General features: G+C 68.2%; 4 protein-coding genes. 3 read left to right on the forward strand and 1 reads right to left on the reverse strand.

Going from position 1 to position 2,856, the window contains the following annotated elements:
• A partial coding sequence (gene tatC, locus DK459_RS19530; protein ID WP_110135239.1) for a twin-arginine translocase subunit TatC occupies positions 1–768 on the forward strand: 768 nt, incomplete at its 5' end.
• A 104-nt stretch (positions 769–872) separates the two neighbouring features.
• Positions 873–1,262 carry a helix-turn-helix domain-containing protein gene (locus DK459_RS19535; RefSeq protein WP_006388046.1) on the forward strand — a complete coding sequence of 130 codons (390 nt, stop codon included), beginning with the start codon at positions 873–875 and terminating at the stop codon, positions 1,260–1,262.
• Between the two features lie 35 nt (positions 1,263–1,297).
• Here the strand turns inward: DK459_RS19535 and DK459_RS19540 are convergent, their stop codons facing one another.
• Positions 1,298–2,458: a trypsin-like peptidase domain-containing protein gene (locus DK459_RS19540; protein ID WP_006388045.1), complete on the reverse strand. Its 1,161-nt coding sequence runs from the start codon at positions 2,456–2,458 to the stop codon at positions 1,298–1,300.
• Between the two features lie 19 nt (positions 2,459–2,477).
• Between DK459_RS19540 and DK459_RS19545 the strand changes: the two genes are divergently transcribed.
• On the forward strand, positions 2,478–2,856 hold a 379-nt coding region (locus tag DK459_RS19545), incomplete at its 3' end, for a Nif3-like dinuclear metal center hexameric protein (RefSeq protein ID WP_199234301.1).

The raw sequence follows: 2,856 nt of genomic DNA on the forward strand, positions 1-2,856 counted from the left end.
GACGGCCAGCAGGAAAGCTTCATCTCCCACCTGGTCGAACTGCGCACCCGCCTGCTGCGCGCCGTCGGCGCGGTGGTGGGCGTGTTCATCATCCTGTTCATCTATCCCGGCGCGTCCGCCATCTACGACGTGCTGGCCCAGCCCATGCTGGCCTCGCTGCCCGAAGGCACCCGCATGATCGCCACCGGCGTCATCACGCCCTTCATGGTGCCAGTCAAGGTCACCATGATGGCCGCCTTCATCGTGGCGCTGCCAGTGGTGCTGTACCAGGCCTGGGCCTTCGTCGCGCCGGGCCTCTACAAGCACGAAAAGCGCCTGGCGCTGCCGCTGATCATCTCCAGCACGCTGCTGTTCATCGCGGGCATGGCGTTCTGCTATTTCGTGGTGTTCCGCACCGTCTTCCATTTCATCGCCACCTTCGCGCCGCAGTCGATCACGCCGGCGCCGGACATCGAGGCCTACCTGAGCTTCGTCATGACCATGTTCATGGCATTCGGCATCACGTTCGAAGTGCCCGTGGCCGTGGTGCTGCTGGTGCGCATGGGCGTGGTGGAGCTGTCCAAGCTCAAGAGCGCGCGCGGCTACGTGGTGGTCGGCGCCTTCATCATCGCCGCCGTGGTGACGCCGCCCGACGTGGTCAGCCAGTTCATGCTGGCGGTGCCGCTGTGCCTGCTGTACGAACTGGGGTTGATCTGCGCGCGCATGGTCACGCCCAAGCCGGGCGCCGACGAAGCCGTCAACGATGGCTCGCTGACCGAACGCCACTGAGCCAGCGCCCGGACATGAAGGGGCCCCGATGCGGGCCCCTTTGTCATTCCATAAACGGACGGTTTCCGCTTGTCGCGCATCCGCTGCAAACATACATTGCAGCCATGTCGCTCGCCCTACGCCTGCGCACCCTGATGCGGTGGCGCGGCATCAAAAGCCAGAACCAGCTCGCCCGCATTTCCGGCGTGCCGCAGTCCTGCATCCACCGCATCCTCACCCGCGAAGAACGCTATGCGCCCACCCGCGCCACGCTGCAGCGGCTGGCCCGGGCCCTGGATACGCAGGTGCCGTGGCTGGCCGACGGCATGGTCGCGCAGGCCGCCGCCGCCCAGCCGCGCGAAGAAGAACAATCCGACGCCTACTGCGCCGAGATCTGCGCGCTGTTGCGCCACCAGCCCGAGGCCACGCGCAAGCGTGTGCTGCAGGTCGTGCGCCTGGTGCTCGACACGCCGTGCCGGCCGCGGCGGGCATCCGGCCGCCCGCCGCCCGTCTAGGGCCTGTTCACACTGAACGGAGCCTCGCACAGGCCCTAGCGCGGCAATCCGGGCCGGGTCCCGACCACCACCGTCACCTCGGCCACCTTGCCGCCACGCAACACGCCCAGCGTCGCGCGCTGGCCCGGCGTCAACTGCGCAATGGCGGCCAGCAACCCCGACGTATCCATCATCGGCTTGCCGTTCACCGTCTGCACGATGTCGCCCACCCGCAGGCCGCCCTTGGCGGCCGGGCCGTCGCGCAACACGCCGGCGATGATCACGCCGCGGGCGTCGCGTTCCATCTGGAACGCCCGCGCCAGTTCGGGCGTCAGGTCCTGCGGCTCGACCCCCAGCCAGCCGCGCTTGACGCCGCCGGTCTTGACGATCTCGTCCATCACCTTGCGCGCAATGTCGATCGGCGTGGCGAAGCCGATACCCATCGATCCGCCCGACTCCGAATAGATCGCGGTGTTGATGCCCACCAGATTGCCCTGCGCGTCCACCAGGGCGCCCCCCGAATTGCCCGGATTGATCGCGGCATCGGTCTGGATGAAATTCTCGTAGGTGTTCAGGCCCAGCCCGTTGCGGCCCAGCGCCGACACGATCCCCTGCGTGGTGGTCTGCCCCACGCCGAACGGATTGCCGATCGCCAGCACCACGTCGCCCACCCGCAGGCCGCGATCCGGCGCCAGCGTGGCCGCCGGCAGATTGCGCAGGGTGGCCAGCTTCAGCACCGCCAGGTCGGTGTCCGGATCCGCGCCCACCACCTTGGCCGTGTCCTTGCGCCCATCGGCCAGCGCCACCTCGATCGCGTCGGCCGCCTGCACCACGTGGTAGTTGGTCAGCACGTAGCCGTCGTGGTTGACCACCACGCCCGACCCCAGGCTGGTGCTGGCCTGGCGGCGGCTCACCCCCGGCACCTGTCCGAACAGCTGGCGCAGGATGGGATCATCGGGCAACGGCACCAGCGGCACATTCACGTGCTTGGTGGTGTAGACATTCACCACCGAGGGCGCGGCCCGCGCGACCCCGTCGGCATAGGACACGGGCCCCATGGCCGGCCGCCCCGGCGCCATGACCGGTTGCGGCACGGCCGCGGGCATCGCCTCCGACCCGGCCAGGCGCAACAGATCCGGCCGCAAGGTGGTGACGACGAATAGAATACCCAGGCAGACCGTGACGGCCTGAGCGAAGATCAGCCAATATCGGCGCATGATTCTGATAGGACTAGCAATGAGTAAAGTGGACTCCCACGTCCTGGCCGCGTGGCTGGACGACACCCTGCAAGCCGCCCGCTTCAAGGACTACTGCCCCAACGGTCTGCAGGTGGAAGGCCGATCCGAAGTCAGGCACATTATCACCGGTGTCACCGCCAGCGAAGCCCTGTTGCGCATCGCCGTCGAGCGCGGCGCCGACGCGGTGCTGGTCCACCACGGCTGGATGTGGCGCAACGAAGACCGCCGCGTCATCGGCACCCGCCGCACCCGCATGGCGCTGGCGCTGAAGAACGACCTCAACCTCTACGCCTACCACCTGCCCCTGGACGCCCACCCCACCCTGGGCAACAACGCCCAACTGGCCCGCGTCCTCGGCCTGGAACCCGAACGGCGCG

The sequence above is a fragment of the Achromobacter sp. RW408 genome (assembly GCF_003184165.1).
Taxonomy (GTDB): domain Bacteria; phylum Pseudomonadota; class Gammaproteobacteria; order Burkholderiales; family Burkholderiaceae_B; genus Achromobacter; species Achromobacter xylosoxidans.

What these genes read in the sequence shown, in the direction of transcription:
- DK459_RS19535 (WP_006388046.1), top strand. Translation starts at nt 873, where the DNA reads ATGTCGCTCGCCCTACGCCTGCGCACCCTGATGCGGTGGCGCGGCATC.
- DK459_RS19540 (WP_006388045.1), bottom strand. Translation starts at nt 2,458, where the DNA reads ATGCGCCGATATTGGCTGATCTTCGCTCAGGCCGTCACGGTCTGCCTG.